General features: G+C 68.1%; 23 protein-coding genes and 1 riboswitch. Of the genes, 14 read left to right on the top strand and 9 right to left on the bottom strand.

The window, feature by feature from the left end:
* Positions 1–24: 24 nt before the first annotated feature.
* The 8 genes from FSB78_RS17425 (at position 25) to FSB78_RS17460 (ending at position 7,516) form a co-directional block, all read left to right on the top strand.
* Positions 25–840 carry a sterol desaturase family protein gene (locus FSB78_RS17425; RefSeq protein WP_147083800.1) on the top strand — a complete coding sequence of 272 codons (816 nt, stop codon included), beginning with the start codon at positions 25–27 and terminating at the stop codon, positions 838–840.
* Complete coding sequence (locus FSB78_RS17430) at positions 779–1,195, top strand: DUF2141 domain-containing protein (protein ID WP_147083801.1); 417 nt, start codon at positions 779–781, stop codon at positions 1,193–1,195. Before FSB78_RS17425 ends, FSB78_RS17430 begins: the two co-directional genes overlap by 62 nt.
* Before the next feature lie 71 nt (positions 1,196–1,266).
* On the top strand, positions 1,267–2,130 hold the full coding sequence (locus tag FSB78_RS17435) for a MipA/OmpV family protein (RefSeq protein WP_158638035.1): 864 nt from the start codon (positions 1,267–1,269) through the stop codon (positions 2,128–2,130).
* Between the two features lie 180 nt (positions 2,131–2,310).
* A complete protein-coding gene (locus FSB78_RS17440; protein WP_147083803.1) occupies positions 2,311–3,336 on the top strand; it encodes a ferritin-like domain-containing protein in 1,026 nt (341 codons plus the stop codon).
* A gap of 21 nt (positions 3,337–3,357) precedes the next feature.
* Entirely contained in the window at positions 3,358–4,368 is a 1,011-nt protein-coding gene (locus FSB78_RS17445; RefSeq protein ID WP_147083804.1) for a ferritin-like domain-containing protein, read from the top strand.
* A 107-nt stretch (positions 4,369–4,475) separates the two neighbouring features.
* Positions 4,476–4,567: riboswitch (TPP riboswitch) on the top strand.
* Positions 4,568–4,617: 50 nt separating this feature from the next.
* On the top strand, positions 4,618–6,570 hold the full coding sequence (gene thiC / locus FSB78_RS17450) for a phosphomethylpyrimidine synthase ThiC (RefSeq protein ID WP_422396723.1): 1,953 nt from the start codon (positions 4,618–4,620) through the stop codon (positions 6,568–6,570).
* Between the two features lie 59 nt (positions 6,571–6,629).
* Entirely contained in the window at positions 6,630–7,100 is a 471-nt protein-coding gene (locus FSB78_RS17455) for a GNAT family N-acetyltransferase (protein ID WP_147083806.1), read from the top strand.
* Between the two features lie 2 nt (positions 7,101–7,102).
* Positions 7,103–7,516, top strand: a complete 414-nt coding sequence (locus FSB78_RS17460) for a VOC family protein (protein ID WP_147083807.1) — start codon at positions 7,103–7,105, stop codon at positions 7,514–7,516.
* Here FSB78_RS17460 and FSB78_RS17465 read toward each other — a convergent pair.
* The 6 genes from FSB78_RS17465 to FSB78_RS17485 all read right to left on the bottom strand — a co-directional run bounded on the left by FSB78_RS17465 (position 7,513) and on the right by FSB78_RS17485 (position 11,249).
* Positions 7,513–7,944: a pyridoxamine 5'-phosphate oxidase family protein gene (locus tag FSB78_RS17465; RefSeq protein WP_147083808.1), complete on the bottom strand. Its 432-nt coding sequence runs from the start codon at positions 7,942–7,944 to the stop codon at positions 7,513–7,515. The genes FSB78_RS17460 and FSB78_RS17465 overlap by 4 nt on opposite strands.
* A 59-nt stretch (positions 7,945–8,003) precedes the next feature.
* The gene (locus tag FSB78_RS17470) at positions 8,004–9,491 is read right to left on the bottom strand and encodes a S41 family peptidase (RefSeq protein WP_147083809.1); all 1,488 of its coding nucleotides are present in this window, start codon (positions 9,489–9,491) and stop codon (positions 8,004–8,006) included.
* Between the two features lie 156 nt (positions 9,492–9,647).
* Positions 9,648–9,941 (bottom strand): alkylphosphonate utilization protein, encoded by a 294-nt coding sequence (locus FSB78_RS17475; protein WP_147083810.1) that lies wholly within the window; start codon positions 9,939–9,941, stop codon positions 9,648–9,650.
* Positions 9,938–10,633 (bottom strand): uracil-DNA glycosylase, encoded by a 696-nt coding sequence (ung, locus tag FSB78_RS17480; RefSeq protein WP_147083811.1) that lies wholly within the window; start codon positions 10,631–10,633, stop codon positions 9,938–9,940. Before ung ends, FSB78_RS17475 begins: the two co-directional genes overlap by 4 nt.
* Positions 10,634–10,643: 10 nt before the next feature.
* Complete coding sequence (locus tag FSB78_RS19685; RefSeq protein ID WP_277872726.1) at positions 10,644–10,769, bottom strand: hypothetical protein; 126 nt, start codon at positions 10,767–10,769, stop codon at positions 10,644–10,646.
* 66 nt (positions 10,770–10,835) lie between these two features.
* Positions 10,836–11,249: a DUF1810 domain-containing protein gene (locus FSB78_RS17485; RefSeq protein ID WP_147083812.1), complete on the bottom strand. Its 414-nt coding sequence runs from the start codon at positions 11,247–11,249 to the stop codon at positions 10,836–10,838.
* Positions 11,250–11,330: 81 nt separating this feature from the next.
* Here FSB78_RS17485 and FSB78_RS17490 point away from each other — a divergent pair, with 81 nt between their 5' ends.
* Complete coding sequence (locus FSB78_RS17490; protein ID WP_147083813.1) at positions 11,331–11,840, top strand: hypothetical protein; 510 nt, start codon at positions 11,331–11,333, stop codon at positions 11,838–11,840.
* Positions 11,841–11,842: 2 nt separating this feature from the next.
* The gene (locus tag FSB78_RS17495) at positions 11,843–12,457 is read left to right on the top strand and encodes a YbhB/YbcL family Raf kinase inhibitor-like protein (protein ID WP_147083814.1); all 615 of its coding nucleotides are present in this window, start codon (positions 11,843–11,845) and stop codon (positions 12,455–12,457) included.
* A 440-nt stretch (positions 12,458–12,897) separates the two neighbouring features.
* Here FSB78_RS17495 and FSB78_RS17500 read toward each other — a convergent pair whose 3' ends face one another.
* Positions 12,898–13,926, bottom strand: coding sequence for a GGDEF domain-containing protein (locus FSB78_RS17500; protein WP_147083815.1), 1,029 nt, complete (start codon positions 13,924–13,926; stop codon positions 12,898–12,900).
* Positions 13,927–14,001: 75 nt separating this feature from the next.
* Positions 14,002–14,565 (bottom strand): peroxiredoxin, encoded by a 564-nt coding sequence (locus FSB78_RS17505; protein ID WP_147083816.1) that lies wholly within the window; start codon positions 14,563–14,565, stop codon positions 14,002–14,004.
* Positions 14,566–14,632: 67 nt separating this feature from the next.
* Here FSB78_RS17505 and FSB78_RS17510 point away from each other — a divergent pair, with 67 nt between their 5' ends.
* Positions 14,633–15,475: an inositol monophosphatase family protein gene (locus FSB78_RS17510; RefSeq protein WP_147083817.1), complete on the top strand. Its 843-nt coding sequence runs from the start codon at positions 14,633–14,635 to the stop codon at positions 15,473–15,475.
* Between the two features lie 336 nt (positions 15,476–15,811).
* Here the strand turns inward: FSB78_RS17510 and FSB78_RS17515 are convergent, their stop codons facing one another.
* Entirely contained in the window at positions 15,812–17,956 is a 2,145-nt protein-coding gene (locus FSB78_RS17515; RefSeq protein ID WP_147083818.1) for an AsmA family protein, read from the bottom strand.
* 187 nt (positions 17,957–18,143) lie between these two features.
* Here FSB78_RS17515 and rpmI point away from each other — a divergent pair, with 187 nt between their 5' ends.
* The 3 genes from rpmI (at position 18,144) to FSB78_RS17530 (ending at position 19,277) form a co-directional block, all read left to right on the top strand.
* On the top strand, positions 18,144–18,347 hold the full coding sequence (gene rpmI / locus FSB78_RS17520) for a 50S ribosomal protein L35 (protein ID WP_147083819.1): 204 nt from the start codon (positions 18,144–18,146) through the stop codon (positions 18,345–18,347).
* An 18-nt stretch (positions 18,348–18,365) separates the two neighbouring features.
* Positions 18,366–18,731, top strand: coding sequence for a 50S ribosomal protein L20 (gene rplT, locus FSB78_RS17525; RefSeq protein WP_147083820.1), 366 nt, complete (start codon positions 18,366–18,368; stop codon positions 18,729–18,731).
* 225 nt (positions 18,732–18,956) lie between these two features.
* On the top strand, positions 18,957–19,277 hold the full coding sequence (locus FSB78_RS17530) for a GIY-YIG nuclease family protein (protein ID WP_147083821.1): 321 nt from the start codon (positions 18,957–18,959) through the stop codon (positions 19,275–19,277).
* Positions 19,278–19,334: the final 57 nt, after the last annotated feature.

Consider the following 19,334-nt stretch of genomic DNA (forward strand, 5'->3'; position numbering starts at 1 on the left):
TCGCGATCCCGTATAGCCCCGCTCATGCTGCTCGCGATCCTCCTGTCCGCCACCGCGATGACGCTGATCGTCGGCATCCGCTATCTGATCGTGTCGGGCGCGTTCGCGTTCGCCACCCGCGTCCGCCATCCCGGGCTCTATCGCGGGCTCGATACGCAGATGCGCCGCGAGATCGTCTGGAGCGTCGCCTCCGCCGCGATCTACGGGATTCCGGCGGGCGTCATCGCCTGGGGATGGCAGAATCATGGCTGGACGCGGGTCTATACCGACGTCCACGCCTATCCGCTCTGGTACCTGCCGGTGTCGGTGTTCGCCTATCTGTTCGCGCACGACAGCTGGTTCTACTGGACGCATCGCTGGATGCACCGGCCGAAACCGTTCCGCGTCGCGCACGCGGTGCATCATGCCAGTCGCCCGCCCACCGCCTGGGCCGCAATGGCGTTCCACCCGATCGAGGCGCTGACCGGCGCTGTGGTAATTCCGCTACTGGTCTTCGCGATTCCGATCCATGTCGGCGCACTGGGTTTGGTGCTGACGGTAATGACGGTTATGGGCGTCACCAATCACATGGGGTGGGAGGTTTTCCCGCGGTTCATGTGGTCGGGTCCATTGGGGGGCTGGCTGATCACCGCCAGTCACCACCAGCGGCATCACGAACATTATGGGTGCAACTATGGCCTTTATTTCCGAATCTGGGATCGGCTGTGCGGCACCGACAAGGGGCTGGGCGACTTCGCCAGGGCGCATGCGCGTGCGGCACGCGTCGCGGGCCGGGCGGATGGCGGCGATCGCGCTGCTGGCAACGACGCTGATCGGCGCGGCGCCGGTCGGGCGGCTTGATATCGTCGTCGGCAATCTGCGCTCGGCCAAGGGGCTCGTGCGCATCTGTCTGACCGCCGACCCCGACAACTTCCCCGCCTGCGTCGACGATGCGCGCGCCGTCACGCGGACCGTGCCCGCCAAGGAGACGATGATCGACGTCGCCGGGCTGCCGCACGGCCAATATGCGTTCGCGGTGATCCACGACGAGAACAGCAACGCGAAGCTCGACACGTTCGCCGGCATCCCGCGCGAAGGCTTCGGCTTCTCGCGCAATCCGGCCGCGACCTTCGGGCCGCCGCGCTTTGCCGCCGCCCGGTTCACGCTCGATAGTGATGCTGAAAAGCAACAGGTACGGATGCGTTACATTTTCTGAACCGATTGTTGCGGACCGAAAGACATTTACCTGCGTTGGATCGGGGAACCTTTTTCTCCGGAGCGAAATTCTTGCGCGCACTCACCCTTGCTCTATCCGCCGCCGTCCTGGCAGCGGCGTCGCCCGCCCTCGCGCAGAACGCGCCGAACGCCGCCCCCCCGGGGGCCGGCGGCGACGTCGCCGACAACAACCGCATCACGATCGGTATCGGCGCCGCGACGCTGCCGGATTACGAAGGCGCGAACAGCAACACGATCACGCCCGGCGCGGTCGCGATCGGCGTCGTCGGCGGCCACGACTTCTTCACCCGCGGCACGCAGCTCTACGTCAACCTGCTGAAGACGCAGCCGGGCCCGGTCCTGAACTACGAGCTCGGCGTGATCGGCGCGCTTCGCTTCCAGCGCACCAACAAGGTCGACAACCTCCAGGTCCGCGCGCTCGGCGAACTCGACACCGCCTATGAGGTCGGCGGCTATGCCGGCGTCTCGAAGACCGGCGTCATCACCAGCGAATACGACACGCTGACCGCGCGCGTTGCCTATGTCCACGACGTGTCGAGCACGCACGACAGCTACGTCATCACGCCGCAGATCAATTACACCACGCCGCTGTCGATCCGCACCTTGGTGTCGCTCGGCGCCTCGGCGGATTATGTCGGAAAGGGCTATGGCCGGACCTATTTCGGCGTGTCGCCGATCGGCACGCGGCTCAGCGGCCTGCGGACGTACGACATCAACGACAGCGGCTTCAAGAACGTCAACGTCTCGTTCTTCGTGCTGCAGAGCCTGTCGGGCGACATCCGCCGCGGCCTCGGCGTCGGTGCGGGCGTGCTTTATGGCAAGATGCTCGGCAAGTACAAGAACAGTCCGCTGGTCCGCGACGTCGGCGACTCGGATCAGATCGCTGCGGCAGCCGGGCTGACCTATACCTTCTGACGCGACCGACGCCGCGTCTTGCGGCACCAGAAATTTTAATCGAAGATAGGCCCGTCCGGATGCATCCGGGCGGGTTTTTCGTGCGTATCTACCGTGGCTTGAACTAATGTCGCGAAACTTGCTGTGTGCGTGAGTTCCGGCCGGCCGTAATCGAGACAAAACAAAGGGGAGGACCCTGACATGACTGAGAGCGAGCACCTTATCGAAGCACTCGACGCGCGCGTCGAGCGGCGCAACGACCGTCGCAACTTCTTCAAGGCCGTCGTGGGCACCGCTGCCGTCGGCGCGGGGGCGTTTGCCTTCGCAAATGCAGCACACGCGCAGACGGTGACTGACAACGACGTCCTGAACTTCGCGCTGAACCTCGAATATCTCGAGGCCAACTTCTATTATTACGCCGTGTTCGGCACGCCGATCCCCACGGCGTCGACCACCGGCGTCGGAACGCCCGTGCTGCCGACGTCGCTGTCGCTCAACGCCGGTGCCCGCGCCGTCGCCTTCAGCGATCCGCTGGTCGCGCAATATGCCCGCGAAATCGCCGCCGACGAACTGGCGCACGTCAACTTCCTCCGCTCGGCGCTGACCAGTGCTGCGGTCGCACAGCCTGCGATCGACGTCGGCATCACGCCGAACGGCGCGTTCAGCTCCGCCGCCCGCGCTGCCGGCCTGATCGGCGCCACCACCGCCGCCGCACCGACCTTCTTCGATCCGTACGCCTCGGACGAGAACTTCCTGCTCGGCGCGTTCATCTTCGAGGACGTCGGCGTCACCGCGTACAAGGGCGCCGCGCCGCTGATCACCAACAAGACCTATCTCGAGGCCGCCGCAGGCATCCTCGCGGTCGAGGCCTATCACGCGAGCATCGTCCGCACCGTGCTGTACCGCAAGGGCATCGGCACGCCGGCGTTCGGCACCACGCCTGCGATCGCGGCGCAGCCGGCACTGCTCACCAGCGCCGACAGGATCTCCGACGCACGCGATTCGCTCGACGGCACCTCCGATCTCGATCAGGGCATCTCGCCGGTCACGACCGGCACCGGGGTTCAGTCGAACATCGTCCCGCTCGATGCGACGGGTCTCGCCTACAGCCGCAGCGCGGCGCAGGTGCTCAACATCGTCTACCTGAACAAGGCAGCGGTCACGATGGGCGGGTTCTTCCCCGCTGGCGTCAACGGCACCATCAAGACCAGCGCGAACAACGCCTGATCCGAGCAGAGGACAAGTAAGATGATCCAGAACAATCTGATGCTCGAGATCCTCGAGCGCTCCGACGATCGCCGCAACGCGCGTCGCCGGTTCATGAAGTTCGCCGGCGGCGGCATCGCGGCCACCGCGGGCCTGTCGCTGCTCTCCGCCTGCGGCGACGACGATGGCAAGAACGAGCCGATCCCGGCCCCGACGCCGACCCCGACCCCGACCGCGCAGACCGATGTCGACGTGCTGAACTTCGCGCTCAACCTCGAATATCTCGAGGCGACGTTCTACTCCTACGCTGCGTTCGGCGCGCCGCTCTCGACCGCCGTCACCAACGGCGTCGGCACGCCCGGCACCGTGACCGGTGGCCGTGCGGTCAACTTCACCGACCCCGTCGTGCAGCAATATGCCCGCGAGATCGCCGCCGACGAAGTCGCGCACGTCAACTTCCTGCGCAACGCGTTGGGCAGCGCCGCGGTGGCGCTTCCCGCACTCAACATCGACGGCGGCGCCAACGGCGCGTTCACCGCGGCGGCCCGCGCGGCCGGCCTGGTGCCCGCGACCGGCACCTTCGATGCCTATGCCAGCGACGAGAACTTCCTGCTCGCCGCCTTCATCTTCGAGGACGTCGGCGTCACCGCCTACAAGGGCGGCGCCGCGCTGCTGACCAGCAAGACCTATCTCGAGGCGGCAGCGGGGCTTCTCGCCGCCGAGGCCTATCACGCCGGCCTCATCCGCACCGTGCTCTATGCGAAGGGCGTCCAGACGCCGTCGCTGCGCACCTCGGCGGATGCGATCTCGAACGCGCGCGACTCGCTCGATGGCGCAACCGACCTCGACCAGGGCATCACCGGCACCGGCACCGGCCTGACCGGCACGTCGAACATCGTACCGACCGACGCCAACGGCATCGCGTTCAGCCGGACGGTCGCTCAGGTGCACAACATCGCCTACCTGACCAACACCGCCCGCATCGGCGGCGGGTTCTTCCCGAACGGGACGAACAACCGCACCGACGCCCTGCGGAGCAGCGGCGCGAACTGATCGCGTCTCCGCTTGCGGGAAAGGGGCCGTGCGGGCGACCGCGCGGCCCTTTTTCGTTTCCGCCTTTTTCGTTTGAAGTGCCGCCGCGCGCGCCTATGCTCGGCCCGTCCCCGGGGGAGCGCTCATACCGCGCTTGAGAGGAAGGCTGGAGCCTTCGACCCGCTGAACCTGATCCGGTTGATACCGGCGTAGGGAGGGAGCGGTGTCCGCCCGGAGCCCGTTTTCTCCCGATAGATGGAGAGAATGCACGTGGCCGACATCGACAGCATCATCGAGCGCACCCCGACCCCCAAGCCGATCCCCCAGTCCAGCATCGGAGTCACCACCGGCCCGATCCGCGGCTCGCGAAAAATTCATGTCGCGGTGCCGTCGAGCCCCGACGTCCGCGTCGCGATGCGCGAGATCGTGCTCGATCCCTCGTGCAGCGAGCCGCCGCTCCGCGTCTACGACACCAGCGGCCCTTATACCGACCCTAGAGCGACGATCGACATCGACGCCGGCCTGCCACCGATCCGCAGCGGCTGGATCGCCGCGCGCGGCGACGTCGAGAGCTACGCACCGCGTGAGATCCGCCCCGAGGACAATGGCCAGCTCGGCCCCGACCGCTCTGGCGGCGTGCCGCAATTCCCCGGCGCGCACCGCCGCCCGCTGCGCGCCAAGCCCGGGCTGAACCTCAGCCAGATGCATTACGCGCGCCGCGGCATCATCACGCCCGAGATGGAATACGTCGCCACCCGCGAGAATCTCGGCCGCGCGATGCTCAAGGAATACGCAAGGGACGGTGAATCCTTCGGTGCGAGCATCCCCGACTATGTCACCCCCGAATTCGTCCGCGACGAGGTCGCGCGCGGCCGCGCGATCATCCCCAACAACGTCAATCACCCCGAATCCGAACCGATGGCGATCGGTCGCAACTTCCTGGTCAAGATCAACGCCAATATCGGCAACTCCGCGGTCGCATCGAACGTCGCGGCCGAAGTCGACAAGCTCGTCTGGTCGATCCGCTGGGGCGCCGACACGGTCATGGACCTGTCGACCGGCCGCAACATCCACGACACGCGCGAATGGATCATCCGCAACTCGCCCGTCCCGATCGGCACCGTGCCGATCTACCAGGCGCTGGAAAAGGTCGGCGGCGTCGCCGAAGACCTGACCTGGGAAATCTTCCGCGACACGCTGATCGAGCAGGCCGAACAGGGCGTCGATTACTTCACGATCCACGCCGGCGTCCGCCTCGCCTATATCCCGATGACCGCCAGGCGCGTCACCGGCATCGTCAGCCGCGGCGGCTCGATCATGGCGAAATGGTGCCTCAGCCACCACAAGGAGAGCTTCCTCTACGAGCGCTTCGACGAGATCACCGAGATCATGAAGGCGTACGACATCGCCTACAGCCTCGGCGACGGCCTGCGCCCCGGCTCGATCGCCGACGCCAACGACGAAGCGCAGTTCAGCGAGCTCTACACGCTGGGCGAACTCACGCACCGCGCGTGGAAGAGCGACGTCCAGGTCATGATCGAGGGTCCCGGCCACGTGCCGATGCACAAGATCAAGGAGAACATGGAAAAGCAGCTCGAGGTCTGTGGCGAGGCGCCCTTCTATACCTTGGGGCCGCTCACCACCGACATCGCGCCCGGCTACGACCATATCACCAGCGGCATCGGCGCCGCGCAGATCGGCTGGTACGGCACCGCGATGCTCTGCTACGTCACGCCCAAGGAGCATCTGGGCCTCCCCGACCGTGACGACGTCAAGGTCGGCGTGGTGACCTACAAGCTCGCTGCGCACGCCGCCGACCTGGCGAAGGGCCACCCCGCCGCGCAGATGCGCGACGACGCGCTGAGCCGCGCCCGCTTCGAGTTCCGCTGGCGCGACCAGTTCAACCTCTCGCTCGATCCTGACACGGCCGAGCAGTACCACGACCAGACGCTGCCGGCCGAAGGCGCCAAGACCGCGCATTTCTGTTCGATGTGCGGCCCCAAATTCTGCTCGATGAAGATCACGCAGGAGGTCCGCGACTTTGCGGCGAAGCAGAACAGCCCGGCCGACACGTTCCTCGCGGCGGACGCGGCGACCACCGCAGACTCCAACCGCGCGCTGTTCGCGAAAGGCGCGCACGCAGACGCCGAGAAGGGCATGGCGGCAATGAGCGAGGCGTTCAGGGAGAAGGGCGGGGAAATCTACCTGCCAGCGGCAGACTAGTCGCGATCCGCGGGCGCCGGACAGTATCCGGCGCCCGCCTTCCTGCGTAAACGCACCACATGCGCATCCTTCCTTACACCGACGCCCTCGCGCCTGACTTCGCCGCCATCAACATCGGCTGGATCGAGGACATGTTCGTGCTCGAGCCGCATGACCGCCACGTCCTAGCCCATCCGCGCGAAGCGATCGTCGCTCGCGGCGGGACGATCCTGTTCGCGGCCGCCGAGGACGGCGCGATCATCGGCACTGGCGCGCTGATGCCGAGCGATCCCGGCGCGGTCGAACTGACCAAGATGGGCGTCCTCCCTGCCGCGCGCGGCACCGGCGCCGGTCGCGCGCTGCTCGCCGCGCTGATCGCCGCGGCGCGGGATATGCCCGGCATCCAGACGCTCTACCTCCTCACCAGCCACAAATGCGCCACCGCGATCCGGCTCTACGAAGCGGCCGGGTTCGTCCACGACGCCGACATCATGGCGCGCTACGGCGCTGGCTATGCGCGGTGCGACGTCGCGATGCGCTATCCGCTCTAGGCATGCCGCATCTCGCCCACGTCACCCTCGTCGTCCCCGACTATGACGCGGCGCTTGCCTTCTATGTCGGCAAACTCGGCTTCGCGCTGGTCGAGGACACGCCGATCGGCACCAAGCGCTGGGTCACGATCCGCCCGCTCGGCACGCCGGCGAGTGCCACGACGATCCTTCTGGCCCGCGCCGCCACGGCCGAGCAGCATGCCGCGGTCGGCAACCAGACCGGCGGGCGGGTCGCGTTCTTCCTCGCGACCGACGATTTCGCGCGCGACCATGCCGCCTTCACCCTTGCCGGCGTCCGGTGGGAGCGTCCACCGTCGCGCGAGGCCTACGGCATCGTTGCCGTCTTCCGCGATCCGTTCGGCAATCTCTGGGACCTGGTCGAGCACACAGCACCCGACCCCGTCCCCGCACGCTAGAGCGTGATCTCGCCCTCGTCCTCGCCGTCCCAGTAATGCAGCCGCGCGGCGCGGACGTGGATCATCACCAGGCCCGGAGTGTCGACGCCCTGTTCGAACCAGCGGTCGAGATCGGTGGTCCAGTGCGCCTCGAACGCCGCCTTGTCGCGGACCAGGTCGGCGGTGCCCTCGACCGCGACGAAGAACGGCCGCTGCCCCAGCAGTCCCGACTTGCCGTAGAAGCTCAGCCCGACCTTCGGGTCGCGGCCGATGTCGGCGACCATCAGCGTGTCGTCGAGCGCGAAGAAATAGTTATCGCCGTCGTAATCGACCTGCCGGTTGTTGCTCATCGGGCGGGCGCCGATCGCGCCGCCCTCGGTATGCGTGTTGAGCATCGCGAAATCGATGTCGCGCAGCTTTTCCGACAGTTCGGGCAGGGTCTTGGCCATGGTCTCTCTCCAGAAGGACGCGGGTCTCAACGCGCCGGCTGGAGGCTTGGCTCCCCGTCCTAGAACAACCCGGGTACCTCGCGCTGCGGCGTCGTCGGGCGCTCGGGCATCAGCAGTTCGCGTGGACCCTCGGTCGCGCCGAGCGGCACGGTCCGGTCGATCGAGGCCGCGCGGTTCGCCGCCGACGTCGCGGTCGCGCCGATCCGCGTGCAGCTGCGCCCGGCGATGAAGTCGAGCGCCGCGCGCGTCGACGCCTCGCGCGGATCACCGAGCGGATAGCCGATATCGTCGCTCGCGCGGCAGCTCGCCTCGACCTTGGTCGCCAGGCCGTCATAATAATCACCCGCGCGCGCCGCGTTCTGCGTCGCGAACGCGATCACGCGCAGCCGGTCGTCGCACGCCGGCTTGTCGAGCGCGATCTGCCCGACGGGCTTGCCATAGGTGTTGCCGCCGATCAGCCCGGCATTGGCGTGCAGATAGGGAATGAACGCGTTGATCACGAGTTCGCTCGCCGATGCGGTGCCGCCGGTGCCGATGAACGCGACGCGCGTCGGCGCCACCGATTGCGGCTGCGGTGCGAACAGCTTGGTGTCGTTCTCCGCGGCCTTCTCGGCGCGGAAACTGGTGTAGCTGAACACCTCCGAGGTCGACCGGTTGGCGCCCATCAGGTCGCCGACCAGCTCGGCGACCGAGACGAGCCCGCCGCCATTGTAGCGCAGGTCGACGATGATGTTGGTGATCCCGGCGGCGCGGAACTGCGCGAACGCGGCGCGCAACGGCGCCTCGGCGGGGTCGATGAAGGTGCGCAGGTTGATATAGCCGACCTGGCGCCCGCCGTCGCTGATCACCTTGGTGCCGTAGCGGCTCGACACCGGGGTCAGCGCGAAGTCGGTCTTCGCCAGCGTCACGGTCCGCGTGCCCGCGGCGTCGCTGATCCGCAGCACGCGCGTGGTGCCCGCGGTATCGGGGCCCAGCGCGTTCGTCAGCCCCGTGCTCCCCTCTGCCGTCACGATCGCGCTGACCGTGCGCAGGTTCGCGCTCGTCGTGCCGATCGCGAGGATCTCCGCGCCGCGATCGACCCCGGCATTCAGTGCCGGCGCATTCTCGAACGCCTCGGTGATGAACAGCCGCTGCCCGGTCTGGTCGAGCGACAGCCGGATCCCGAACCCGGCGCTCTGCCCCGAGGTGTAATAGGCCTCCTCCTCCCTGATCGAGGTGACATAGGTGAAATACCGGTCGCGCCGCTGCCCGCGCGCGGTCGCGGTCAGCGCGTCGACATAGTCGCCGACGTTGCGGTACGGCGTCGGGTCGAGCGCGCCGGGCAGCGTCTCCGGGAACAGATACCATTCGCGCAGCTGCGCCGCCGCCCAGTCCTGCCGCTCGCGCAGCGAACAGCCGGCGACCGATGTGGGTGTCGGGGTCGGCGTGGGGGCCGGCGTCGCGGCGGGCGTCGACGCGGTCGGCCCCGCGGACCCGCTGCCGCCCCCGCCCCCGCAGCCCGCCAGTACCGCGGCCAGTCCGACGATCGCACCCCAATTCCGACGCATACATCACCCCTGCTTTGTCAGCAGCTTATGCCGAGTTTCGGGCGCTGTCAGCGGGAATATGACGGTGTCGCGATCCGTCGATTTCGAAAACCGACATGGCCTCGACCAGCACCTCCCTGCCTTCGCCGGGGAGGTGCGGCACCGAGAGGCGGGGCGCTACCGCTTGCGCACGAATTCCGCGCGCAGCACCAGCCCCTTGATCCCCTCATAGCGGCAGTCGATCTCCTGCGCGTCGCCGGTCAGCCGGATCGACTTGATCAGCGTGCCGCGCTTGAGCGTCTGCCCCGCGCCCTTCACGGTCAGGTCCTTGATCAGCGTCACCTGGTCGCCGTCCGCCAGCACGTTGCCGACCGAATCGCGCACCACCGCGGCCTCGTCGCCCGCCGGGGCGGCGGCACCGGCCGGACCCCATTCGCCGGTCGCTTCGTCATAGACATAGTCGTCGGTCATATCGTCTCGCTTTCGGTGAGGTCGGGCAGCGCCCAGTCGATCGGTGTGCGGCCATGTTCGACCAGGAAGGCGTTGGCCCGGCTGAACGGCCGCGACCCTAAGAACCCCTTGCGCGCCGACAGCGGGGAGGGGTGGGGGGAGGCGATCACCAGGTGCGGCGGATGCACCAGCGCGGCCTTGGCCTGGGCGTAGGCCCCCCACAGGATGAACACCACCGGTTGCGGCTGCGCGTCGACCGCGCGGATCGCGGCATCGGTGAACGCCTCCCAGCCGCGCCCGCGATGCCCGTTCGCCTGGCCCTTCGGCACCGACAGCACCGCGTTGAGCAGCAGCACGCCCTGCCGTGCCCAATGCTCGAGATCGCCGTGGCGCGCGCGCGGCACGCCCAGGTCGGTCTCCATCTCGGCATAGATGTTGGCCAGGCTGCGCGGCACCGCGACGCCCGGCCGTACCGAGAAGGACAGGCCGTGCGCCTGGCCCTCGCCATGATAGGGGTCCTGCCCCAGGATCACGACGCGGACCTGGTCGAGCGGCGTCAGCGCGAACGCACGGAACCGGTCGGCGGCAGGCGGAAAGATCCGTGCCCCCGCCGCTTCGTCCACCGCCAGCGCGGCTTCGAGCGTCTGCATCGCGGGCGCGGCGCGCGCCTCTGCCAACGCCTGCGCCCACCGCGCATCCATGTCGTCGCTCATGCAATCCCGCTCATTTGATGGTCGTCATCTCCACCGCCTTGCCCTTGGTGGTCGGGTTCGACGCGTTCGCCTTGGGGGCCTTTTCGGCCTTGGGCTTGCGGACTTCCTTGTTGGTCTTCTTCTGGCTCTTGGCCATGATCGTTCCTCGGGCGGGCGGAAGGCCCGGCACGACGCTACACGGCTTGGCGCCCGCGCACGCCTATTATCTCAGCAGCGCGCACGTCGCGGGATCCTCGACGCCCCCGAAGAACCGGTCGAGCGCGGCGCGGAACGGCACCGGATCGTCCGCGACCGCGGCGAACAGCGTCATCGACGACCGCAGCTTGATCGCGTCGATCCCGCCCAGGATCGCCTCGGCCGACCCTCGCGCCGCGGTCACCGCCAGCGTCGCCTCGACCAGCCGCGGCCCCAATACGGGGTGCGCGAGATAGGCACGCGCCTCGTCCGCCGATCCGATCGCATAGGCCTGCGCCATCGCGCTGCGCCCCAGGCCGGCGATCTGCGGAAAGACGAACCACATCCAGTGGCTGGTCTTGGTCCCGCGCCGCAGCTCGGCGAGCGCCTGGGGGTACACGCCGTCCTGCGCGGCGACGAAGCGGTCGAGGTCGTGATCCATCGCCGGCAGATGGCCACCGGGGGGCATGCGCGCAACCGTCGCCGTGCTAGGACGTTGACACCGGAACGAGGGGACTGTGCGATGCGCCTGATACTGTTGGGGACCGCGCTGCTGCTGGCAGCCTGCAGCGGCGAGAAGACCGCCGACACCGCGCCCGATGGTGGAGTCGCCGCGAGCAACTTCACGCCTCCCGCGACGCAATTGCCCAAACCCATAGCCGGGCAGGCGCAGACCACCCCGATCACCGCCTATATCGGCAAATACCCGCACGACGCGGTCGGTGGCGTCGGCTTCTTCGACCGCACCGACGTCGCCAACGGCCTGATCGCCGCGGTCGGCGACGAAACGCTCCGCCGCCGCGTCCGCGATCGCTCGGGGCCGGAGACGCCGATCTTCAAGCGCGGCACGCAGGTCGCGGCCTGGGGCTGCGAGGCGCATAATTGCGGCGACCACAACTGGACCGTGCTGGTCGAGCCCGGCGGCAAGACCGAAGTCTGTTACCACGACACCGAGGCGACCGGCGATCGCAGCCGCTGGTATGCCGGCGGTGCCCCCATCCTGCGCGCCGGCGCCTGTCCCACGGAGGGCTGACCATGCTCGAACACATCCCCGCCTGGCTCGGCAAGGCGATGAGCGGCCTTCGCGCCGGCGCCGACAAGCTGACGATCATGCAGCTCGGCAACCGGTTCGAGACGCTCGACCTGACCAGCCCGGCGTTCGCGCACGGTGCGCGCCTGCCCGAACGCTTCACCGCGGACGGCACCGGGGTGTCGCCGCCGCTGACCTGGGGCATGCCGCCCGAGGGGACCGCGACCCTGGTCCTGATTGTTGAGGATCCGGACGCGCCAGCGCCGCAGCCTCTGGTCCACGCGATCGTCTGGGATATTGCCGCCGATGTCGGGCGCCTCGCGGAGGGCGCGATCGTCGCGGACGGGGCAGGGGACGCGGATGGCGATGTCGGCCGCAACTCCTATCTGCGCGAAGGCTGGCTGCCGCCCGATCCGCCGAGCGGCCACGGCGTCCATGATTACGCGTTCCAGCTGTTCGCGGTGGGGCCGGGAGCCGGCGATCCGGGCGATACGCCCGGTCGTGCGGCGGTTGTCGATGCCATTGCCGGCCATGTGCTGGCGGCGGGGCTGTTGATCGGGACCTATTCGCGCGAAGATCCCGCGTCTGTCGGACCGGTCGGCGCGACGGCGTCCCTCTGATCGGGCGCCCCGATCAGGCACGCTGTTCAGGCGGCCCGATCAGACGAGGGCGGCGCCGGTATGGGTGACGATGAGCAGGATGGTGGTCGAGAAGGCCGCGAGGCCGATGAGCAGGCTGCGCATGGGAAGGCTCCTTGAAACCGCGGTCAGGCGATCGGGACGACGGGAACGGCGGCGCTGACGGCAATGCCGGCGAAGACGAGCGCGCCGACGAACGAGAGGGCGATGCGCTGGGCGGCTGCGATACGGAGCGACATGGTGAGATCCTTCGGTTGGCGGCGTCCGGACCATCCGGCCGCCGATACCGAGACATTTGCATGCGTCGTGCCAGTTCCGCACCGCGTTGATTTCGTTCGGAATTGTTTTTCAGGCGCCGATCAGGTGGCGCCGCACGCCATGTTCCCCGGCAATCCACGCCATTATCGGGCGTCAGTCGCGGATCACGCCGCCGAGACCCGGTCGCGCCCCTGGTCCTTGGCCGCATAGAGCAGCCGATCGGCGCGCGCACAGGCCGATTCCGCGGTCTCGTTCGCATGGATCGCGGTGATGCCGGCCGAAAACGTGATCTGTCCCAGTGGCGCGTCGCTCTCGCGGTTGCGGAAGCGTTTCGCCGCCACCGTCGCGCGCACCCCGTCGAGCAACTCGGCCGCCTCGACCAGGCTCAGGCCCCGCAGCAGGACCGCGAATTCCTCGCCGCCATGCCGCACGACCAGGTGCGGCGCGCATTCCGCGGCGATCGCCTGGCCGATCGCGCTCAGCACGCGATCGCCGACGCCGTGGCCGAACTCGTCGTTGATCCGCTTGAACCGGTCGATGTCGCACACCGCCAGGCAATAGGGGCCGGCATCGACGTCGCGCTCGGCGAACGCCTCGTCGAATGCGCGGCGGTTGGGCAGCCCGGTCAGCGTGTCGCGACGCGCCGTGTCGCGCGCCTCGGCCAGCTTGGCGCGCAACGCGTCGGTCTCCGCGGTCGCCTGCGCGAGGCGGACCTCGCTGTCGCGGATCCGTCCGATCATCGTCGTCGTGATCGACGCGATCGCATCGATCTCGGCGATCTGCGGCACGCGGAAGATCGCCGCCGCGCTCTGTTCCAGGTCGCGCCCGAATCCTTCGGTCTCGGCCTGCATGTCGCGCACCATCTGCGCGAATCCGTCGACCTGCTGCTGCGTTTCCTCGACCAGGTCCGCGGCCCGCTCGTCGATCGGGACCGCGTCGGTGCGCTGCGGCTCGATCGGCGCGCCGCCGACCACGCGTCCGCCGAGCATCTCGATGTCGGACCGCTTCAGCCGGACGCCGCCTTGCGTCAGCTCGGCGACCCGCCGCGCGAGCAGGCTGTCCGGCGCGGAGATCACGGCGAACGCGAAGCAATAATGTGCCGGATCCGGGCTCAGGTGATGCGTGTCGAGGAACGCACCGATCCGAGCGAACAGCCTTTCAGTCCGTACCGGCGCCGCGTGCGCATCCTGCATCATACCCTCCGTCCCCGAGTCGGGCATAACCCCGAAACCGTTAGGATTAGGTCACCAAAGCGGTATCGATCATGCTTATTTGGCGGCCATCTTCTGGACCGCCGCGAGCGTCAGCGAGACATGGTCGGCCGGGTTCATGTCCGAATGGACGAAGCCGACGGTGCCGTTCTTGGCGATGACATAGCTGGTGCGGCTGGTGACGCTGCGACCCTTGACCTGCTGCGGCAGCGCGACGTCGTAACCGCTGACGACGGCGGGGCCGGCGCTCGCGACCGCGAACTTGCCCGCGCACTTCTCGGCCGAGAATTTGGCGAGCGTGTCGACGGTGTCCGCCGACATCCCGATCACCGTCGCGCCGGCCTTGGTGAAGGCGGGGATCGCCTCGGCAAAGGCGTGCGCCTCGGCGTTGCAGCCGCCGGTATAGGCCGCGGGGAAGAAGTAGAGCACGACCGGGCCCTTCTTCAGCTGCTGCGCCAGATGCACCGTGAACACCTTCCCCGCGATCGCGCCGCGCGTGGTGAAGTCGGGGGCCTTCGCGCCGGTCGCCAGCGTCGCACCGGCGGGCGCCGCCAGCGTCAGGGCGGCAGCGGTCAGGGCAGTCGCAGTCAGGGTGGCGGCGGTCGGCAGCAGGCGGCGCATCGGCATTTCCTCATCCAGGTTTGCGCCGATCCTAGCGCAGCGCGTGCGTCTGCGATAGGCAATGTCGATGCCTGTCACGCAAGCCGATATCGATCTCGCCCACCGCCTCGCCGACGCCGCGGGCGCGGTCATCCGCCCCTATTTCCGCCGCGAGTTCGGGCTGGAGATCAAGGACGACCGCTCGCCGGTGACGCTCGCCGACCGCGAGGCGGAAACCGCGATGCGCCGCCTGCTCGACGCCGAACGCTCGGGGGACGGCGTGATCGGCGAGGAACATGGCGAGAAGCTAGGGGTCACCAACCGCAAATGGGTGCTCGACCCGATCGACGGCACGCGCAGCTTCACCGTCGGCCGCGCGATCTTCGGCACGCTGATCGCGCTCGTCGAGGATGGCTGGCCGGTGCTCGGGATCATCGACCAGCCGATCCAGCGCGAACGCTGGGTCGGGGTCGCTGGCCGTCCGACGACGTTCAACGGCGTCCCCGTCCGCACGCGGGCCTGCGCCGCGCTCGAGGGCGCGATCGTCGCGACGACCAGCCCGCATCTGTTCGACGAGGGCGACGTCCAGCCCTTCCTCGCGCTCGTCGCCGCGGTCTCGGGCGGCAAGCCGCGGCAGGGGCCGGTCTATGGCGGCGACTGCTATAATTACGGCCTGCTCGCGAGCGGGCATCTCGACATCGTGTGCGAATCCGGGCTGCAGCTCTACGACTTCGCCGCGCTGGTCCCGATCGTCGAGGGCGCCGGGGGGCGGATGTGCGACTGGAACGGCGAACCGCTCACCGCGGCCAGCGAAGGCCATGTCCTCGCGATCGGCGATCCCGCACGGATGGACGAGGTGCTGGAAGCAATGCACGGCGTGCTCGGGCACGAAGGGCACGACCATGAGGGTCACGACGGCCACGACCACTAGCTCCAGGCGTCATTGCCGATCGGTCACGTCCCCCACCCGTCACCCCAGCGAAGGCTGGGGTCTTACGACGCAGAGCGCGCACCTGGCCCCACAAAGATCCCAGCCTTCGCTGGGATGACAGGGGGCGGGGGTGGGCGAGCCATCACGATCCTCCCCCGCCAGGGGGAGGTGGCAGCCGCAGGCTGACGGAGGGGGAGGACACGGCACCGCCGTTGCCTCTCACACCCCTCCGTCATCCTGATGAAAGTCAGGATCCAGAGCCCCAAACGCGTCCGCCCATAACCCTGAATCCTGACTTTCGTCAGGATGACGGGAGTAAGGGGCAAGGACCATGCCTTAGAAGATTCCCAGGAACTTCTTCTTCTGCCCCTTCTTCTCCGCGTCCGACGCCTTGCCGTTCTCCGCCTTGGCGGGCGTGCCGCGCCCGACATCGTCGCGCGGCTGGCCCTTGGTGGTCCGCTGCGCGGTCGCGGTCGCGCCGGCCAGCACCGGGCCGCACGCGGTCGCCTTGGCATCGCCGACGTCGACGAACGCCAGCACGCCGGCGAGCGGCGTCGCGACCAGCGCGAGGCCGAGGCCGGTGCCCGCGCGCGCGAGCAGGTCCGGGCTTACCACGCGAAGACCGGGCGCCGCGAACACGCCGTCGATGCCGACCGGCGACTGGCCCGCGAACAGGCTGAACTTCTTCGAATCGGCGCGGAAGGCGAGGTCGATCGCCTCGTTGCGGAAGCTGAACCCGCCGCGCGCAATGATCACGCTCTTCCGGGTGTCGATCAGGATCGGATCCGCCGCCGCGACGCCGCCGCGCACGGTGAAGCCGATCAGCCCGCAATTGACCTGCACCGGCTCGTCGAGCTTGCCCTGGAACATCCGCTGCGCGAACGTGCCGATGTCGAGCTCGGCGAGCTGCACGTTGCGCACCGTCAGCGCGCCCGACGGCATCACGAACGCGATCCGGCCCTGCGACGTCGCGAGCGAATCATGGATCGAATCGCCGCGGCCCTTCAGCTCGATCCGGCCCTTGATCGTGCCGGTCGTGCCCGCCTCGACCAGCCCATAGCCCTTGAGCAGCCGCCCCATCGGGGTCGGCGCCAGGCGTATGTCGTACGACACCGCGCTCGGTCGTGCACGCGTGTCGAACACCACGTCCGACGAGACGTTGCCGCGCGCCATCGCGAACGTCAGCGGCGACAGCGCCAGGCGCCCGCGCTCGAGGTCGAGCGTCAGGTCGACGTTGGAGATCGGGATGTTCTTCGATTTGACGACACCGATCGTCCATTTCAGGTCCGCGTCGAACAGCCGCATAGTCTCGATCGGCAGGTTCGCGTCGGGCAGCAGCCGCTGCGGCCCTGCACCGGTCGCAGCCGCAGCGGCGACCGCGCCCTTCGATTCGACGATGTCGGGGTTGTAGCCGATGAACGGTGCCGCATCGACGATGTCGAGGCTCCTGGTCGCCAGCACGGACTCGAGATGGATCCGCGCGCCGTTGGTGATCGTCAGGCTGCCGGCGAGGTCGGTATTGCCCGCCCCGCCGGTCAGGCGCGTGAAGCGATATTCTTCGCCATGCTTCACCAGTTGCCCGCGCAGTCGATAGGTGCGCGTGTTCGGGATCGCGACGTCGATCACGCCGAGCAGCGTCGACAGGTTGGCGCCGCGCGCGGTCACCGCGAGCGGGACGTTCTCGATATCGGCGATGCTCGGCAGCGTGCCGGCGACGTCGATCACGTTGCCCGCCGCGCGCATCCGCGCGACCAGCTTGTTCTGCCCGCGATTGGCGGTGGCGTCGGGCGAGAGGAGCTGCGCGGTCACGGTAAACGGCGTGTCGCGCAGCCGGCCCTTGCCCTTCACCCCGACCGCGCGGCCGATCTGCGCGTCGACCGATCGGATGTCGTCGACCTTCAGGTCCGCGAGCACGCGCATCCGCGGATCGAGATAGCGCACGCTCGTGCCCGTCACCGTCGCCACGTCGATCCGCGGGAATTCGAGCGGCTTGCCGCCCTTCTTGCCGGTGTCGAACGTCCAGGTGTTGGCGCTGTGCGCGGCGTTCCATTCCAGGTCGACCGCGCCGTCGACCAGGTCGAGCCAGTAGAGCCGACGCTTGCCGAACAGCAGCGACAGCGGCGCGATCCGGGTGTCGAGGCGCTTGGCCTGGAACAGGGTCGGCCGCGTCGCCCAGTCGGGGTTCGAGATCATGAAATTCTCGGCGTAGAACTTGATTCTGAACGGCGCGAAATAGAGCTGGAAATCGCCGCCGACGGTCACCTTGCGGTGCGTCTGCGCGCCGACGACGCGCTCGAACGTGTGTTTGAGGAACCGCCCCTTGGTGATGTAGAGCACCAGCCACACCGCGAAGATCGCGCCGATGATGCCGAGGATCGTGTTGCGGACGATCCGCCGCCGCCGGGTGCGGCGCGGATCGACCGGGGGTGGAACGGAGGCGGGGGGCGCCGCAGGGGGTTCGGTCGGTGCGGTCGCGTCCATGCTAGGGGTATCGCATGGGCGCCCTCAGGGTTCCACCATGCCCTCAGGGTTCCACCATGGTTGCGTCCGGCGGTGCATGCGGCTATGCGCGCCGCTTCCTCGAGAGGTTCGCGCCTTACGAATCGCCCGGCCAGTGTGGGCTGCCGCGGCGGTTTCAGCGTCTCTCTCGTCAACCGAAAGGATGAAAATGCCCAAGCTGAAGACCAAGAGCGGCGTCAAGAAACGCTTCAAGCTCACTGCCACCGGCCTGCTCAAGCACGGCGTTGCCGGCAAGCGCCACCGTCTTGCCCACCACAACGGCAAGTACATCCGTCAGAACCGCGGCACCAAGCTGCTGTCGAAGGCGAGCACCGCAGCGGTTAAGGCCTGGGCGCCTTACGGCCTGAGCTGAGCTGAGAGGAATTAGAGAATGGCACGCGTAAAACGGGGTGTAACCACCCGCGCCAAGCACAAGCGTATCTTGGTTCAGGCGAAGGGCTATTATGGCCGTCGCAAGAACACCATCCGCATCGCCCGCCAGGCCGTCGAGAAGGCCGGCCAGTACGCTTACCGCGACCGCAAGGTTAAGAAGCGCACGTTCCGCGGCCTGTGGATCCAGCGCATTAACGCCGGCGTCCGCGCTGAGGGCCTGACCTATTCGCAGTTCATGCACGGCGTTAAGCTCGCCGGCATCGAGCTCGACCGGAAGGTCCTTGCCGACATCGCGATGCACGAGGGCGCAGCCTTCAGCGCGATCGTCGCCCAGGCGAAGGCGGCTCTGCCCCAGACCGCGTAAGCGCGTCTGTAGCGACCGGATACGGGGCGTCGGTGGCAACACCGGCGCCCTTTTTCGTGTCGGGACCGATGCGGTCGGCTCCCCTTCCTCCGTCATTCCCGCCCCCCCGCCGCCCTACCTCCGTCATTCCCGCGCAGGCGGGAATCCATACTGGCAACCCGTTGTAATAGACCGCATCGTTCGCCACGATGGATCTCCGCCTTCGCGGGAATGACGGGAAAGGTGATGGAGCGGCAACCCTGCGTCTACATCCTCGCCAGCGCCAAGCACGGCACCCTCTATATCGGCGTGACGTCGAACCTGCTCGGAAGGCTGCACCAGCATCGCGAAGGGTTGATCAAGGGGTTCACGTCCCGCTACGGCGTGGTCCGGCTGGTGCACTATGAGATGGCCGACACGATGGACGCTGCGATCACGCGCGAGAAGCAGCTCAAGACATGGAACCGCGACTGGAAGGTGACCCTTATCGAGCGCGACAATCCGGATTGGGACGATCTGGCGATCGGCCTGGGATTGGACCCCGTTCCAAGTCGCGGTGCCCGCTAGGCGAGGGCTTTCATCTCGAGGGCCAGGTATAGAGGCGCTACGGCAGCCAGTATGGAT

Origin of the sequence: Sphingomonas ginsenosidivorax (assembly GCF_007995065.1) — a bacterium.
Taxonomy (GTDB): Bacteria; Pseudomonadota; Alphaproteobacteria; order Sphingomonadales; family Sphingomonadaceae; genus Sphingomonas; species Sphingomonas ginsenosidivorax.